Genomic DNA, 16,202 nt, shown 5'->3' with positions numbered 1-16,202 from the left:
CAAGCGGACCATCGGCATGTCCGGCGCGGATCTCGAGAACGTTCTCAACGAGGCGGCGCTCCTCGCCGCCCGCCTGCAGCGCAGCGAGATCACCAACGACCTCCTCGAGGAGGCCTCGGACCGCGCGATCGGCGGGCCGCGGAAGAAGAACCGCATGATCTCCGAGAAGGAGAAGAAGATCACCGCCTACCACGAGGGCGGGCACGCGCTCGCGGCCTGGGCGATGGACGATCTCGAGCGCGTCCACAAGGTCACGATCCTCGCGCGCGGCCGCACCGGCGGGCACGCGATGGTCGTGCCGGAGGACGATAAATCGCTGGAAACCCGCGCGGACATCATCGCGCGGATCGTCATGGCGATGGGCGGCCGCGCGGCCGAGGAGTACATCTTCGGCGAGCCCACCTCGGGCGCGTCCTCGGATATCGAGAACGCGACGAAGCTCGCGCGCACCATGGTCACCAAGTACGGCATGAGCGCGAAGCTCGGCGCCGTCGCGTACGGCAAGGGCGGCGGGGACCCGTTCTCCTTCTCCGGCGGCGGGGACCAGGTGGACTACTCCGACGAGGTCGCCAAGGAGATCGACGAGCAGGTCCGCGAGATCATCGACGCGGCCCACGCCGAGGCCGTCGACGTCCTCGACGAGAACCGCGAGGCCCTGGACAAGGTCGCCGAGGAACTCCTCGACAAGGAAACGCTGCGCCAGGAGGATCTCGAGCGGATCTTCGCCTCGGTGAAGCGCCGTCCGCGGATCACCCGCTTCGACGAATTCGGGGGGCGCAAGCGCGCAACAAAGCCGCCGATCAAGACCCCGGCCGAACTCGCCATCGAGCGCGGCGAGCCGGTGCCCGAGCGGGTCGACCCGTTCTCCATCCCGCTTCCCGGAAGCGAAGAGGAGCGGGCCGCGGGCGCGAACGGCGAAGGCAACGACCGCCCTGCCTCTGACGGTGCACGTCCCTTCCCCCAGGCCCCCGCAGCAGGCGGGCCGCAGGGGCGCGGCGGATTCGGTGGTGGCGACCGCGAGACCACCGCGCTGCCGTCCTACGGCACCCCGCCGCCCCCCGGGTGGTCCGCGCCGGGCTGGCCGCCCAATTCGTCGAACACGCCCGCGGGGCCCGCCTACGGCCGCGGCGCCGAGTACGCCGGTGGGCAGCAGCAAGGTGTGCACCAGCAGGGAGCACAGCAGCGCCCCGCCGGGAACAGCGCACCGGCGCCCGAGGAGCGCAACGCAGTTCCTCCGCGCCCGCCGATCCACCCGACCAACCCGCCGGCGGGACAGCACGCTTCCGGCGGCCTCGGCGCAGCCGAGCGCCCGGCGCCGGGCTTCCCTTCGCAGGCCGAGTCTGAGCGACCCGACCGCCCGCACGGGATGGGTCCTGCGCAGGACCTCGAGTCCACGCAGGTCCAGCCGCGCGTCGGTGGCGAGCGCGAGGAGCCGACCACCGGCCGGCACGCGAAGATCGACCCAGAAGCGGTCCGCCGGGCTGCAGAGGAGCGCCAGACCGGACAGCCCGGTAGCGCCCCGAGCGACTACCGCACCGAGGGCGGCGGGCGCCGCCGTCGCGAGGACCGTGAGAACGGATGGAGGGCACCGTGGGAGGAGTAGACCCCATCGCCATCTCCGATCCGACCGAACGCCCCGCATTCGACGAGGAGCGGGCGGAGGCGGCCGTCCGCGAGCTGCTCTTCGCGGTCGGGGAGGACCCGGACCGTGAGGGGCTCCGGGACACCCCGGGCCGCGTCGCGCGGGCCTACGCGGAGACCTTCGCCGGGCTCCACGTCGACCCCGCCGAGGTCCTCGAGCGCACGTTCAACGAGGAGCATCGCGAGCTCGTCCTCGTGCGGGACATCCCCATCTACTCGACGTGCGAGCACCACCTCGTGCCGTTCCACGGCGTCGCCCACATCGGCTACATCCCGGGCTCCTCGGGCACGGTCACGGGGCTGAGCAAGCTCGCCCGCCTCGTCGACCTCTATGCCAAGCGCCCGCAGGTCCAGGAGCGGCTCACCTCGCAGGTCGCCGACGCGCTCGTGGAGAAGCTGCAGCCGAACGGCGCCATCGTGGTCATCGAGTGCGAGCACCTGTGCATGGCGATGCGCGGTATCCGCAAGCCCGGCGCCGTGACCACCACCTCCGCCGTAAGGGGCTCGCTGCGCTCGAACTCGGATACGCGGGCCGAGGCGATGCGGCTCATCCGAGGGACATAGGGTGGTCGCCGTGAAATCCAAGCCGAGCACGGTCCCGAATCTCGCGGTGCACGCCGCGGATCGCCGCTGCCTCGTCATGGGCATCGTCAATGTCACGGAGGACTCGTTCTCCGACGGCGGGCGGTACCTCGACGCGGCCGACGCCGTGCGGCACGGAGAGGCGCTCGCCGCCGAGGGTGCAGACCTGGTCGACGTGGGCGGCGAGTCCACCCGCCCGGGCGCGGTCCGCGTGCCCGCCGCGGATGAGGCGGGGCGGGTCGTTCCCGTCGTCCGGGAGCTCGCCGCCGCAGGGGTCGCGGTCAGCGTCGACACGATGCGGGCGCGGGTCGCGGCAGAAGCGATCGAAGCGGGCGCGAGCATCGTCAATGACGTCTCCGGCGGTCTTGCCGACCCGGACATGGCTGCGGTCGTCGCCGAGAGCGGAGTGCCCTGGGTGCTCATGCACTGGGTGAGCCCCGATGATTTCGCCTCGGGCGCCGCGGGCAACGCACACGCCGATTCCGATGTCGTCGCCGACGTGCTCGGCCACCTCGGTCGCCGCGTCGACGCCGCGCTCTCCGCAGGCGTCGCATCGGAGCAGATCATCCTCGACCCTGGCCTCGGATTCGCGAAGGGCGCCGCGGACAACTGGCGCCTGCTCCACGGCCTCGACCGGCTCACCGCGATGGGCTTCCCCGTCCTCGTGGCGGCCTCGCGCAAGCGTTTCCTCGGCACACTACTGGATGACGGCGAAGGTGCCCCGACCCCGGTCGAGCGTGATTCCGCCACCGCCGCGATCTCGGCGCTGGCCGCGGAACGCGGGGCCTGGGCGGTCCGGGTTCACAACGTCAGGCCGAGTGCGGAAGCGGTCAGGGTCGCCGCCGCATGGCGCTCCGCGGGTGCGGTGAACGGGGGTTCGGATGGCTGACAGGATCGAGCTCCGCGGACTCCGCGTCCCCGGTTTCCACGGCGTTTTCGAGGACGAGAAGCGCGATGGCCAGGATTTCTACGTCGACGTCGTGCTCTGGGCGGACCTCGCCGCGGCCGCTGCGAGCGACCGCCTCGAGGACACCGTGGACTACGGCGCCGTCGCTGCGGTCGCCGAGCGGATCGTCGGCGGAGAGCCCTGCGACCTGATCGAGCGGGTCTCGGGGCTCGTGGCCGACGAGCTGCTCGACCTGGACGAGAAGATCCACGCCGCCGAGGTCACCATCCACAAGCCGCAGGCACCGATCGACGCCGAGTTCGCGGACGTCGCCGTCGTCGCGCGCCGCTCGAGGACGAAGAGAGGCGAGCAACGATGACCGACGACGAGCTGTCCCTGTCCAGGCCCTTCGTGGCGCCCGACTATCGCACGGTCCTCTCCATCGGTTCCAACCTCGGAGACAGCGACGACCTCGTCGCCTGGGTCGTGGCCTGCGCCCGCGAGACCGGCGGTCGAGTGGAGGTCTCGGGAATCTACCGCACCCCGCCGTGGGGCGGTGTCGAACAGCCGGACTTCCGGAACGTCACCATCGCCATCGAGTCCGCCTACACCCCGCGGCAGTGGCTCCTCTGGGGCAACAATCTCGAGGCCCGGGCGCTGCGCACCCGTGAGCTCCGCTGGGGCCCGCGCACCCTCGACGTCGACGTGATCGCCGCCGACCTTATCGACGACCGCGGCGACCGGCTGATCGTCCGCTCCGACGATCCGCAGCTCCTGCTCCCGCATCCGCGGGCGTTCGAGCGGGCGTTCGTCCTCGTGCCGTGGCTCGAGATCGAGCCCGATGCCCAGCTCGACGGCGTCCCCATCTCCGAGCTGATCCAGCGCCTACCCGAGGCGGAGCGCGCGGCGATCGTGCGGCTCGGGGACGTGCCCCCGGCCGATCCCGACGATCCGCCGGTCGTCCGGGAATAGCGCCGTGGACCGGACGAACTGGACCACCGTCGTCCTCATCGCCTGCGTCGCATTCGCCGTGGGCATCGCCGCGGGGCTCCGGCTCTTTTCGGGGATGCCGCCGCTGTCGTACCTCACGGCTGTCCCCGTCGCGCTGGTCTGCGTCGTCGACCTCGTCCTCGGATTGCGGGTCCGCTCCGCGATCGCGAAACGCCGGGTCGGGCTGGACCGCTCGCAGACCAGCCCGCACACCGTGGTCGTCGTGCTCGCCCTCGCGAAGGCCTCGACGGTGCTCGGCGCCGTGATCGGGGGAGCGGGCGCAGGGTATGCGATCCCGCTGGGGATCCGCGCCGGAGATAACTCGGCCGCAGCGCACGACTTGCCCGTCGCGATCGTCCTCGCCGTCCTCGGCTTCGTCCTCTGCGGGATCGGCCTGCTCACCGAGACGTGGTGCAAGGTTCCACCCGGTGACGACGCCCCGCGCGAATCCTCACGCCAACCGCGGCACGCTTGACGTCACATCCTTAACAGGCGTTGACTCGTGCACCGTGCGGGCAGGTAAAGTGCGCCGTATGAGTGCCGATCGTCCCTCGCAGCCTTCGCACCCCGGTTTTCCTGGGGATTTCCACGGGGATTTCCACGGGGATCCCCACGGGGATCCGTCCGGCAATTTGCCCGGGGATTTTTCTGGGCAATCCACGGGCGAGTTCGCCGTGCCCACGCAAGGCCATCCCGGGCAGGGGCATCCCGCGCAGGGAAATGGCGCCAAGGGACATCCCACGCAGGGGAATGCCATCCCGGCGAATGCCGCCCAGGGCCACAGGCTCTCCGCGGGAGCAGGCAACCCCGCGGACACCGGTGGCCCAGCAGTCCGGGGCCGCCAGCCGGCGAGGGGCGAAGGCAGCCGCGATGACCGAGGCGATCGGGGCGTGAGCCGCAGCAAGCCGGGCGCCACGGCCGGCGAGGGGCGCTCGGCGAGCTCGGTCGCACAGATCGCGATGGCCGTGCTCTTCGTGCTTGCGATCGTCGCCACGATCGTCATGGTGTTCAGCAACAACGATCTCTGGATGCGGATCGGTCTGCTCGCCGCCCTGTGGTCCGCGCTCGTCGGCGCGCTCCTCGTGGCCCGCGACCGCCGCGCGGCGCAGCAGGCGGCAGAGCGAGAGGCGGACCTCAAGCGAGTCCACGCCCTCGAGCTCGAGTCCGAGGTCGCCGCTCGCCGAGAGGGCGAGCACAACCTGCGCGAGGAGCTCCGCGAGGAGCTCCGCGCCGAGCACGACGAATCGCTCGAGTCCCTGCGCGTCGAGGTCGTCGCCCTCCGCTCGCAGCTCGAGCAGCTCGGAGTGCAGCCCATCGTCGACGGCAGCCGTTCAGTCGACGCGGGCCGTCGCGCCCAGGAGCTCGCCGGCGCGACCGGTCCAGCCTCCACGCGCGGCGATTCGGGACGCACCGGCGGTTTCCCGTACGGAGCCGAGCAGGCGCCCGGCCGTGGCGACGACCACGAGCGAGGCCAGGCCGCCGAGCAGGCCCATTCGCAGGATCAGGCACACGACTACGACCGGTCCTCCGGCGACACGGCTCCCGCCGCCGACCGCGCTTCCCATGCCGGCCCGGCCGGTGCCGGCGCGAACGGCGGCTACGGCCGCGGCTACGACGACGCCGGCGTCCACCCCGCTCCTATCCGGGTGGCCGGCGCGGACTCGACTCCGAGCACTGAAGTCACCTCATCGATGCCCAAGTTCCGTGAAGACCGGGAGGCGCCCGCGCGTTGGGGCAGCCCGCAGGCTGAAGAGCGCCGCTCGCCTTTCGTCGCGGCCGGCTTCGGCGCCGCGTCCACTCCACACAGGTACGGCAGCGAGAGCGTCCCTGAACCTGCCCGCGAGTCCGAGACGATCGGAACTCCGGAGCCGGCCCGCACCCCGGAGCCTGTCCGCGAGCCCGAGTCGGCGCGCGAACCGGATCCGGCCCCTGCAGCCGAGCAGCCCGTAGCGACCGGTCCGGGCACCGACCGCTTCAGTTCCTTCGAGTCCTTCCGCCTCTCGGCACCGCCGAGCTTCGCGGAGGAAGCCGAGCTCCCCGATTTCGATGCCCCCACCGGCTTCGAACTCTCTTCCGGCGCCGCGCCCAGCGCGGGCTGGGGCGTCGCGCCCACGGGCGGCGGTATCGGCGGCTCGGTCGCGGACGCCGATCCCTTCGCCGGCACCGGCTGGGGCAACTCCGGCTCGGGTACGGCTTCGGCTGCCGCGCACGGGGCCGACACCGCCGACACCACCGAGTCCACGACGGCTCGCCGTCACGGCGGCGCGCACGAGGCCGCAACGGGTGGCGGCTTCTCCCTCACGCCCGCGGACGAACCCCGCCCGGGACGGCGCCGGAAGCCCGATACCGACGCCGAATCCGCGAACTCGGCAACCGAGGAACCGCGCCCCGGCCGGCGCCGCAAGCCCGAGCCCGACGCGGACGTCGAGACCGGCGCCGGCGCCCGCTCGCGCCACGGTTCGGCCGAGGGCACCTCTGTCGCCGACCTGCTCGCGCGCTTCGGCGAGGGGTCAGGCGAAGGCTCGGCCGGCAACACGGGTGGCGGCCGGCGCCGCCGCAAGGACTAGGCGACCGGGGGCATGTCGGCAGCCGACCACAACCAGCCCCGCGGCTCGGACGGACCGGACGGATTCGAATCGGATCCCGGCGCCGATGCCGCGGCGCTCCCTCCCTCACCGGGGGCGCCGGCGAGGCTCGCCGTCGGGATCATCTCGGCGGGACGTGTCGGGACCGCACTCGGCGAGGCGCTCGAGCGCGTCGGGCACGTCGTCGTCGCGGCGAGCGCGCCCTCCGCGGCCGCCGCGAACCGCCTCGCGGAGCGACTCCCCGAGGCCCGGGTGGCAACGCCTGCCGAGGTCGCCCGATCTTCCGAACTTCTCGTCCTCGCGGTCCCGGATCCCGCGCTCTCCGACGTCATAGGCGAGCTCGCCGCGTCCGGGGCGGTCCGTCCGGGCCACATCGTCATCCACAGCGCCGGCGCGCTGGGCGCCGCCGCCCTGCGCCCGTTCCACCGCATCGGGGCTGTCGTCGCCGCGACCCACCCCGCGATGACCTTCGTCGGAGCCCCCTCGGACGCGGACAAGCTGGCGGGAAGCGGCTGGGGAGTGACGGCGCCCGACGAGATCGGCCAGGCCGTCGGCGAGTCTCTCGTCATCGAGATGGGCGGGCGCCCCGTCCGCATCGAGGAGTCCCAGCGGGCGCTGTACCACGCGGCGCTCGCACACGGCTCGAATCACCTGGTCACGCTCATCGCCGACGCGCTCGCCGCGCTCGAGCTCGCGATCGGGGGCCCGGACGGCCGCTCCGATCCCGACGGCCGCGCGCCGAACCTCCTCGGCCCGCTGGTTCGGGCGGCGCTGGAGAACGCGCTCGCCTCGGGCGACGCGGCGCTCACGGGCCCCGTGATGCGCGGAGACGTCGACACAGTGCGCCGCCACCTCGAGGTCCTCGGTGGCGCGGACGCCGGAATCGCCGACGGCTACCGGTCGCTGGCGCTGCGCACGGCCCGCAAGAGGCGATCGGGCGCGGCGATGCTCGAGGCGATAGGCGATAATGGTTCGCCGGACCGCCCCGAAGGGCGAGAACCCGACCGCCGCGAAGGGCGAACAGAAGACCGGTAGGGAAGCGGCCGGACGACCGTCCCGCCAGGAGAACCGAGGAGAATCGCGAATGACCCAGGGTGGACGCCCCGCGACAGGACCGGGCTACCGCAAGGGCGAGCTCACCGTGCACCACGTGCCGTCGGAGCTGCAGCGCACCACCACGGCGCTGCGCACGGCCGGCCGCCAGATCGTCCTCGTGCCCACGATGGGCGCGCTACACGAGGGGCACCTCCGCCTCGTGGAGATGGCCAAGCGCGTGCCCGGCGCCGTGGTGGTGGTGTCGATATTCGTCAACCCACTGCAGTTCGGCGAGGGCGAGGACCTCGACGCCTACCCGCGCACGCTCGACGAGGACATCGAGAAGCTCCGGGAAGCCGGGGTCGAGCTGGTCTTCGCGCCCACGGCCGCTGCGATGTACCCGGAAGGCCCGCGGACGACCGTCGAGCCCGGGCCGCTCGCCGCCGAGCTCGAGGGTGCGGTGCGCCCCGGCCACTTCGCGGGGATGCTCACCGTGGTGTGCAAGCTGTTCATGATCGCTCGCCCGCACCGCTCGATCTTCGGCGAAAAGGACTACCAGCAGCTGGTCCTCGTGCGGCAGATGGTCGCCGACCTCAACCTGGATGTCGCGGTCTCCGGCGTGCCCACGGTCCGCGAGAACGACGGCCTCGCGCTGAGCTCGCGGAACCGGTACCTCGACGAGAAGCAGCGCGAGCAGGCGATGGTGCTCTCGGCGGCGCTCGTCGCGGGCGCGCACGGCGCGGGCACAGGGCCGGGGGAGGCGCTCGCGGCGGCGCGCTCCGTTCTCGCCGAGGAGCCCGCGCTCGAGGTGCAGTACCTCGAGCTCCGCTCCCCGGATCTCGGTCCCGCCCCGGACTCCGGCGAGGCGCGCCTCCTCGCGGCGGTGTCGCTCGGTTCGGTGCGGCTCATCGACAACGTCGGCGTGCTCATCGGGGAGTAGCGGCGCTCGGGCCGACCTCGGACTTTTTCGGACTTCCGGCCCGTCCGGCGTAGTCTTTGCGTGTCCCCCTTTCCCCCGAGGGTTCGGCCCGCAGAACCCGATCGCCGTCCACCCCTTCTTCACCGGAGCACGCACACATGCAACGGACAATGCTCAAGTCCAAGATCCACCGAGCAACCGTGACCCAGGCCGACCTCCACTACGTCGGCTCCTGCACCATCGACGAAGACCTCATGGACGCCGCCGATCTGCTCGAGGGCGAGCAGATCGACATCGTGGACATCAACAACGGCAATCGCCTCACCACGTACTGCATCGCGGGCGACCGCGGGACCGGCGTGCTGGGCATCAACGGCGCCGCCGCGCATCTCATCCACCCCGGCGATCTCGTCATCTGCATCGCCTACGGGCTCATGGACGACGCCGAGGCGCGTGAGTACTCGCCGCGCGTCATCTTCGTGGACGAGCACAACAAGGCTCTCGAGACCGGCTCCGACCCGGCGAATGCCCCCGCGGGCTCCGGTCTGGTCAACCCCCGGCACCCGGAGTAGGTGCCGCCAGCGCTCCGTGCCCGGCTCGCTCGACCCCACCCATGACGGCGGAGGCCGGCTCCCCTGAAGAGAAGCCGGCCTCCGCCGTCATAGATGTATTTCCGCCCTGTTCGGGTTCCTCCGGGATCAGAGCCCGTAGGTCTTGCCGATGATGTCGCGCTGGATCTCGTTGGTCCCGCCGTAGATGGTCGATACGACGGACTGGCGGACGAGGCGCTCGATGCCGTACTCGCTGGCGTAGCCGTAGCCGCCCATGGATTGCATCGCCTCGAGGGTGACCCGCTTGGACAGCTCCGTCGCCTTGAGCTTGGCCATCGAGGCCTCGCGGGGGAGGAGCGCGGAGGGGTCCGCGTCGACCTTCTTCGCCACGGCGTAGACGAGGAGTCGGGTCGCCTCGATCTCCGTCGCCAGGTCGGCCATGCGGTGGCGGAGCACCTGGAACGAGCCGACGGGGCGGCCGAACTGCTCGCGCTCGGAAATGAACGACATGCAGATGTCGAAGGCGCGCGCGGAGATGCCGAGCTGCATCGCGGCGAGGATGAGCCGCTCGGTGTTGAGCCCCGCCATGAGCTGTATCCAGCCCTGACCGACCTCGCCGACCACGGAATCGGCCGGCAGGCGGACGTCGTCGAAGTAGAGGTCGTTGACCTCCTTGCCGCCCATCGTGGGGATGCCCGAGATGCGGAGTCCCTCGATGTCCGCGGGGACGTCGAACATCGTGATCCCCTCGTGCTTCTTGCCCTCCGAGGAGGTTCGGGCGACGAGGAGGATGCGGTCGGCGAAGTGAGCGTTCGAGCACCACGTCTTCTGCCCGTTGATCACCCAGCCGTCCCCGTCGGACGTGGCCTTGCACCGCAGGGCGCCTACATCGGAACCGGCGCCCGGCTCGGACATCGAGATCGAGAGCGTCCCGCCGTCGGCGAGGAGGCGGAGTGCGCGCTCGCGCTGCTCGGCGTTGCCGAACCGGTCGAACGCGGCCGCGGTGATGAGCGACGGGCCGATGCTGCCGATGGGCGCGAGGCCGTACATCGCTCGGTCGAGGAGGATGCACATCTCCGTCGCTCCTGCGCCGTCGCCGCCGAACTCCTCGGGGACCGTGATCCCGAGCCACCCCTGCTTCGCGAACTTCTCGTAGATCTCCGGGCTGTGTGCGCCGTCGCCGGCGAGCTCGGCGGCTCGGGTGGGGGAGCCGATCTCGCGGGAACAGAATTCGTCGATCGAATCGGAGAAGGCCTTCTGCTCCGGAGTGAGGATGTCGAATAGCACTGCGGTTCCTTTCCCGTCCGGCTATTGCCCGCCGGACACTTACTGGGTATGATCTAGGTCACATCAAACTACATCAAATATATCTGACACGAGAGGGGGCCCGGTGAGTCAGACCGCCGAATCCATACAGCAGGGGACCGCGGAGGGCGTCGTCGGCGATACCCTTCTCGTCGCCGATCCACGCTCGGGCGAGACCATCGCCGAGTACCCGGTCCACGGCTCGGCGGACGTTCGCGCCGCGGTGGACAGGGCGCGCGGAGCGTCCCGCTGGTGGACCGCTCAGGGCGAGCGCGGTCGCCGCGAATGGCTCCTCGAGTTCAAACGGTTGATCGCCTCGCGTTCCGGGGAGCTCGCGGACCTCATCTCCGCGGAGACGGGGAAGCCCTACGAGGACGCGCTGCTCGAGGTCATGCTCGCCGTGGGCCACCTCGAGTGGGCCGCGAAGAACGCCGCCAAGGTCCTCGGAAGGACCAAGGTGCCCTCGGGGCTCACGATGGCCAACCAGCGCGCGTATCTCGACCACGTGCCGTTCGGCGTCGTCGGCGTGATCGGCCCGTGGAACTACCCGCTGTTCACGCCAATGGGCTCGATCTCCTATGCGCTGGCCGCAGGCAACACGGTGGTGTTCAAGCCCAGCGAATACACGCCCGGTGTGGGCACGTGGCTCGCGGAGGCGTGGGAGTCGCTGGGGGCGAGCAACACGATCCTCGAGGTGGTCACGGGGGCGGGGGAGACCGGCGCGGCACTGTGCGCGGCCGGGGTAGACAAGCTCGCATTCACCGGCTCGGCGCGGACTGGCTCGCGGGTCATGGCGGCTTGCGCCGAGACGCTCACCCCGGTGGTCATCGAGGCGGGCGGGAAGGACGCGATGCTCGTCGCCGCGGATGCGGATCTCGATGCCGCCGCGGAGCAGGCTGCATTCGGCGCCATGGGCAATGCGGGGCAGACCTGCGCCGGGGTCGAGCGCATCTACGTCGCCGAGGAGGCCTTCGACGCCTTCGTGGAGAAATTCACGGTGATCGTCCGCGAGCTCGAGCCGGGAGTGGGGAAGGAAGCGAGCTACGGGCCCATGACCATGGACTCGCAGCGCGAGATCATCTCCAGGCACATCGACGCCGCACTCGATGCCGGCGCCACGGCAATCGTCGGCGGAAGGGATTCGGCCGAGCACAGGGTCGTGGGCCCCGTCATCCTCGTCGACGTCCCCGAGGACAACCCGGCCGTCACCGAGGAGACCTTTGGTCCCGTGGTCGTCATCAACAGGGTCGCCGATCTCGCCGAGGGCGTGGCCAGGGCCAATGGCACGAACTACGGGCTCGGCGGCTCGATCTTCACTAAAGACGCGCGAGCCGGGCTCCGCGCGGCAGAGAAGATGCGAGCGGGCGGGGTGTCGGTCAACTCCTTCCTCTCCTTCGCGGCGATCCCCGCACTGCCCTTCGGCGGGAGCGGGAGCTCGGGCTTCGGCCGTATCCATGGCGCGGACGGGCTCCGCGAATTCGCGATGCCCAAGGGGGTCACCACGCAGCGCTTCCCTCCGCCGCTGAAGCTCATGAGCATGAACCGAAGCGCGCGCGACATCTCCATCGTCGAGTGGATGCTGTCGAACCTGCAGTCCAAGCGGTAGGGGCCGGCCGCTCGCCCCGCCGAACGCACGGAGAACCGAAGAGGCAACGGAATCATGAAATCGGCATTGCTCCCCACACTCAATCCCCTCGACCACTCCGTCCTAGAGGAGTGTTCCGGCCGCGTTCTGCCGCCTTCGAAACGGCACTGGCTCCGGCGGATCGAGGAGCTCGACCCCGTCCACGATGCCCAGACAATCCACCACATCACCGCGCTCGTCGAATTCCCCTTCGACTACCAGCGCTCCCTGGAATTCGCGCTCTACAGGACCTACTGTGTCCCCTCGGTCTCCGATCTCCTCGACGAGACAGGGGAGTTCGAGCACCGCCCGCAGAAGCGGTACGACGACACGGCTCTGCTCATGACCGAGCTCATCCAGCACGGTATCGACCGCGGCCGCGGGCGGGAGGCGTTGCGGACGATCAACAGGAACCACGCCCGCTACGAGATCTCCAACGAGGACTTCCTCTACGTTCTGTCGACCTTCATCTTCGAGCCGCTGGACTGGCTCGATGCGTACGGCTACCGCCGCCTCCATCCCCACGAGCGGATCGCAGCATTCGAGTTCTACCGCCAGGTCGGCTCCCGGATGGGGATCGACTCCATCCCTGGCACTCTCGCCGAGTTCCGCACGTGGCGTGACCTCTACGAGGAGGAACATTTCGCGCGGACGGAGACGACGGTCGCCGTGGGTGGGTACACCCTCGGGCTGATGAAGGCCTGGTTCCCCGCCCCGGCCGGGCCGTTCGTCGAGCTCGGGGTCAATGCCCTGCTCGACGACAAGATGCGCGAAGCGTTCGGCTTTGACGAGCCGCATCGGGCGTTCAAGGTCGCGATGAGTACCGCGCTGCGCCTCCGCGGGCGAATCGTCGGTCTCCTGCCCGCGCGTCGCCGCGGGGTCGACATCGATTCCGAGCCCAACCGCACGTATCCCGATTTCGGCCCCGACTTTCCCGTCCGGGATCTCGGGGCGTGCCCGTTCCACGCGCCGGCCCCGGAGTCCCGCTCCGATGGAGGGAAGGGGCGTGTGACGGCGGACCGCGAAGTCACCACGGCCACACCGTCGGGGGATGCCGCCTGATTCGAAGGGGCCGCGCTCGCCGGGCTTCGAAGTTCGCTGTGAGCCAGTTCACTCGATTCCGTACGCGTCCTAAATATATGTGATTTGATTATTCGCAAGCCGCCAATCCGGGCGGGCGAGCAGCCGCCGGCGAGACCAAATAGGAGGACCAGTCATGATCCGTACGTCGTTCACCGAGGTATTCGGGGTCGAGACCCCGATCGTCCAGGGCGGGATGATGTGGGTGGGCACCGCGGAACTGGCGTCCGCCGTCTCGAATGCCGGAGCTCTCGGCACGATCACGGGGCTCACCCAGCCCACCCCCGAGGCCCTCGCCAAGGAGATCGCACGCTGCCGGGAGATGACGGACCGCCCGTTCGCCGTCAACCTCACGATCCTCCCGTCGATTTCGCCGCCGCCCTACGCCGAGTACCGCGACGCGATCGTGGAGTCCGGCGTCAAGATCGTCGAGACGGCCGGTTCGAGCCCGAAGGAGCACCTGCCGGTGTTCCACAAGGCCGGCATCAAGGTCATCCACAAGTGCACGTCCGTGCGCCATGCGCTCTCGGCGCATCGGCTCGGGGTCGACGCGGTGAGCATCGACGGCTTCGAATGCGCCGGGCACCCCGGCGAGGACGACATCCCCGGGCTCGTCCTCATCCCGGCGGCTGCGGCCAGGCTCGACATCCCGATGCTCGCGTCGGGAGGCTTCGCCGACGCCCGCGGCCTCGTCGCCGCGCTCGCGCTCGGCGCCGACGGGATCAATATGGGCACGCGCTTCATGTGCACCGCCGAATCGCCCATCGACGAAGCGGTCAAGAAGCGGATCACGGAGGCGAGCGAGCTCGACACGAAGCTCATCTTCCGCACGCTGCGCAACACCGCACGCGTGGCGAAGAACGCCGTCTCCGAGGAGGTCGTGGAGATCGAGTCACGCGGTGCCGAATTCTCCGACATCCAGCATCTCGTCGCCGGCGCCCGCGGCCGCAAGGTCTACGAGAACGGTGACCTCGACGCGGGCATCTGGAGCGTCGGCCTCGTCCAGGGGCTCATCAACGACGTCCCCACGTGTGGCGATCTCGTCTCCAGGATCGTCCGCGAGTCTAAGGAACTCATCACCGATCGCCTTGCCGGCGCCGTCACCACCGCGGGAATCGGGCAGTGACGGCGAAGGTCGAAAACGCCCTCGCCTCCACGAGCGCCGGCTATCGCGTCGGTTTGCCGTCATCCGAGTAGTTCTCCCGTTCCCCGCTCCAAACCCACCGGTCACCCGAACCGCCCAACCGAATCGCCATAGACGTAGCCCAGGAGGACACCATGTCCGCACGCCTGTACACCGCCACCGAGCTCTCGCCGGAGCTGCAGACGTTCCGGCGCAATACCTGGAACTCGTGGGTCCGGACCCACGCCGAGTCGCGGGGAGACGAGATCGCGTTCCGCTTCCTCGGGCAGGACACGAGCTGGGCGCAGCTCGACGCGAATGTCGAGTCCTTCGCGGACGCGCTGGTCAGGCGCGGCGTCGAGCCGGGCGATCGGGTGCTCATCATGGCGCTCAACTGCACGGAGTTCGTCGAGACCGTGCTTGGCGCGAACAGGATCGGTGCCATCGCGGTGCCGATCAACTTCCGACTCACCCCGCCCGAGATCGCGTACCTCGTGGGCGATTGCACGCCCAAGGTGGTGGTCACCGATGCGCTGCTCGCCCCGCTCGTCCCTGCGATCGCGGCCGCGGGCGGGGAAATCGGCCATCACATCGTCATCGGCGGGGAGCCGGGCACCGAGGGGCAGACCACCTGGGCGGACGCGCTCGCGGAAGACGGCGATCCGCACCCGGAGATCGATGTCCCAGAGGACGCGGTGTCGCTCATCATGTACACCTCGGGCACGACCGGACGGCCCAAGGGCGCGATGCTCACGCACCAGAACATGGTGGCGCAGGCGCTCACATGCATTCGGGTGTTCCAGCAGTTCGACCAGGCGAGCATCGGCATCTGCGCGGTCCCCATGTTCCACATCGCGGCGCTCGGGGCGATAGCCCCGTCCCTCCAGCTCGGCACGCGCACCGTGATCAACCCGCTGCAGGAGTTCGACCCGGGGCAGTTCCTCGACACCTGCGCTGCCGAGGGCATCACCAGCGTCTTCCTCGTCCCCGTGCAATGGCAGGCCGTGTGCGCCGAGCAGAACGCGAGGCCGCGGGAGCTGGCGTTCCGCAACATCTCCTGGGGTGCCGCACCGGCCACGGACACGATTCTGCGCGCCATGGCCGAGACCTTCCCCGATGCTCTCAACAGCGCGGTCTTCGGGCAGACCGAGATGTCGCCGATCACGTGCGCGCTCGAAGGCGGCGACGCGCTGCGCAAGATCGGCTCGGTCGGCAAGGTCATCCCCACGATCCGCGCGCGCGTCCTCGACCCGCTCGGCGAGGATGTCGCGCCCGGGGAGATCGGCGAGATCGTCTACCGCGGCCCCACGATGATGGCCGGCTACTGGAACAAGCCCGAGGAGACGGCGAAGGCCTTCGAGGGCGGCTGGTTCCACTCCGGCGACCTCGTGCGGATCGATTCGGAGGGCTTCGTCTACGTGGTCGATCGGGTCAAGGACATGATCATCTCCGGTGGAGAGAACATCTACTGCGCCGAGGTGGAGAACGCGATCGCCGGCTACGAGCGGGTGCGCGAGGTCGCGGTCGTGGGGCGCAAGGACGAGAAGTGGGGCGAGACGCCGGTCGCCGTGATCGCGCCCGCGGGCGACGGCGCCGACATCACGGTCGAGGAGCTCCGCGAGTACCTCGCCGATAAGCTCGCCCGGTACAAGCAGCCGCGCGACGTGGTGATCGTCGATCAGCTGCCGCGCAATGCGTCGGGCAAGGTCACCAAGCACACGCTGCGGTCCGAGATCGGCGCCGGGGCGTAGGGCAACCGAGGAAGAAGTTTTCGGCGTCGATCCGCGGGTTAGTAGTGCCTCGCGGGTCGGCGCTGTTCATGCGTGGTTCCTAGTGGTCCGCATTTGAAGTGTTGTTACGGTTGGCTTTCGCGAGGACTTC

General features: G+C 70.2%; 14 protein-coding genes and 1 pseudogene. 14 read left to right on the top strand and 1 reads right to left on the bottom strand.

Going from position 1 to position 16,202, the window contains the following annotated elements:
* The 10 genes and pseudogenes from V7E05_RS11055 to panD all read left to right on the top strand — a co-directional run.
* Positions 1-1,603: pseudogene (locus V7E05_RS11055) on the top strand (hypothetical protein); the annotation flags it as partial.
* On the top strand, positions 1,591-2,205 hold the full coding sequence (gene folE, locus V7E05_RS11050; RefSeq protein ID WP_333619706.1) for a GTP cyclohydrolase I FolE: 615 nt from the start codon (positions 1,591-1,593) through the stop codon (positions 2,203-2,205). The pseudogene V7E05_RS11055 and the gene folE, both read left to right, overlap by 13 nt.
* Before the next feature lie 76 nt (positions 2,206-2,281).
* Positions 2,282-3,112, top strand: coding sequence for a dihydropteroate synthase (gene folP, locus V7E05_RS11045; protein ID WP_333619708.1), 831 nt, complete (start codon positions 2,282-2,284; stop codon positions 3,110-3,112).
* On the top strand, positions 3,105-3,488 hold the full coding sequence (gene folB, locus V7E05_RS11040) for a dihydroneopterin aldolase (RefSeq protein ID WP_333619705.1): 384 nt from the start codon (positions 3,105-3,107) through the stop codon (positions 3,486-3,488). The genes folP and folB overlap by 8 nt, the downstream gene beginning before the upstream one ends.
* Positions 3,485-4,081, top strand: coding sequence for a 2-amino-4-hydroxy-6-hydroxymethyldihydropteridine diphosphokinase (folK, locus tag V7E05_RS11035; RefSeq protein ID WP_333619704.1), 597 nt, complete (start codon positions 3,485-3,487; stop codon positions 4,079-4,081). Before folB ends, folK begins: the two co-directional genes overlap by 4 nt.
* A gap of 4 nt (positions 4,082-4,085) precedes the next feature.
* Positions 4,086-4,574 carry a DUF3180 domain-containing protein gene (locus V7E05_RS11030; protein WP_333619703.1) on the top strand — a complete coding sequence of 163 codons (489 nt, stop codon included), beginning with the start codon at positions 4,086-4,088 and terminating at the stop codon, positions 4,572-4,574.
* A 415-nt stretch (positions 4,575-4,989) separates the two neighbouring features.
* Positions 4,990-6,666: a DUF6779 domain-containing protein gene (locus V7E05_RS11025; RefSeq protein WP_333619702.1), complete on the top strand. Its 1,677-nt coding sequence runs from the start codon at positions 4,990-4,992 to the stop codon at positions 6,664-6,666.
* A gap of 12 nt (positions 6,667-6,678) precedes the next feature.
* Positions 6,679-7,719, top strand: a complete 1,041-nt coding sequence (locus V7E05_RS11020; protein WP_333619701.1) for a Rossmann-like and DUF2520 domain-containing protein — start codon at positions 6,679-6,681, stop codon at positions 7,717-7,719.
* A gap of 49 nt (positions 7,720-7,768) precedes the next feature.
* A complete protein-coding gene (gene panC / locus V7E05_RS11015) occupies positions 7,769-8,659 on the top strand; it encodes a pantoate--beta-alanine ligase (RefSeq protein WP_333619700.1) in 891 nt (296 codons plus the stop codon).
* Positions 8,660-8,796: 137 nt separating this feature from the next.
* Positions 8,797-9,210: an aspartate 1-decarboxylase gene (gene panD, locus V7E05_RS11010; RefSeq protein WP_333619699.1), complete on the top strand. Its 414-nt coding sequence runs from the start codon at positions 8,797-8,799 to the stop codon at positions 9,208-9,210.
* Between the two features lie 126 nt (positions 9,211-9,336).
* Here panD and V7E05_RS11005 read toward each other — a convergent pair whose 3' ends face one another.
* Positions 9,337-10,476, bottom strand: a complete 1,140-nt coding sequence (locus V7E05_RS11005) for an acyl-CoA dehydrogenase family protein (RefSeq protein WP_333619698.1) — start codon at positions 10,474-10,476, stop codon at positions 9,337-9,339.
* A 103-nt stretch (positions 10,477-10,579) separates the two neighbouring features.
* On the opposite strand from V7E05_RS11005, the gene V7E05_RS11000 reads away from it, so the two are divergent.
* From V7E05_RS11000 to V7E05_RS10985, 4 genes are all read left to right on the top strand, one after another.
* Positions 10,580-12,100 (top strand): aldehyde dehydrogenase family protein, encoded by a 1,521-nt coding sequence (locus V7E05_RS11000; protein ID WP_442891658.1) that lies wholly within the window; start codon positions 10,580-10,582, stop codon positions 12,098-12,100.
* A 54-nt stretch (positions 12,101-12,154) separates the two neighbouring features.
* Entirely contained in the window at positions 12,155-13,180 is a 1,026-nt protein-coding gene (locus tag V7E05_RS10995) for an oxygenase MpaB family protein (protein WP_333619697.1), read from the top strand.
* Between the two features lie 154 nt (positions 13,181-13,334).
* A complete protein-coding gene (locus V7E05_RS10990) occupies positions 13,335-14,324 on the top strand; it encodes an NAD(P)H-dependent flavin oxidoreductase (RefSeq protein WP_333619696.1) in 990 nt (329 codons plus the stop codon).
* Between the two features lie 152 nt (positions 14,325-14,476).
* Positions 14,477-16,072, top strand: a complete 1,596-nt coding sequence (locus tag V7E05_RS10985) for a long-chain-fatty-acid--CoA ligase (RefSeq protein WP_333619695.1) — start codon at positions 14,477-14,479, stop codon at positions 16,070-16,072.
* Positions 16,073-16,202 lie beyond the last annotated feature (130 nt).

The sequence above is a fragment of the Dietzia sp. genome (assembly GCF_036741115.1).
Taxonomy (GTDB): Bacteria; Actinomycetota; Actinomycetes; order Mycobacteriales; family Mycobacteriaceae; genus Dietzia.
The sequence above is the reverse complement of the archived record's forward strand: the minus strand, read 5'-3'. Positions and strand labels throughout refer to the sequence as shown.